We start from the raw sequence: 241 nt of genomic DNA, 5'->3' as shown, positions 1-241 counted from the left end.
AAGTTGTACTACGCGGGGGGACACATCTTCCTCGACGACGACGTCTGCGACGCGCTCGTGATGTACGCGCGAGCCCTCGCGGACGTGAACAAGTCCGACCTGGTCACTGTTCCGGCGCTCTCCGACGAGGGGATGCAGGGGCGGACCCGGCTCCTGATCGGCCCGGCCAGCCAGCTGTTCGCAACGCCGGCCCTGGACCGGGGAGCCGACCTGAGCGACGCCGAGGCAGTGGAATCGATGC

At 68.0% G+C, this 241-nt stretch carries 1 protein-coding gene; it reads left to right on the top strand.

Annotated features, from left to right (window positions below):
* Positions 1 to 241, top strand: a 241-nt coding sequence (locus SB773_RS34220; protein WP_410594963.1) for a hypothetical protein, incomplete at both ends; no start/stop codon positions are given.

It is taken from the genome of Bacillus sp. SIMBA_074 (assembly GCF_046534555.1).
GTDB lineage: Bacteria > Bacillota > Bacilli > Bacillales > Bacillaceae_G > Bacillus_A > Bacillus_A mycoides.
The sequence above is the reverse complement of the archived record's forward strand: the minus strand, read 5'-3'. Positions and strand labels throughout refer to the sequence as shown.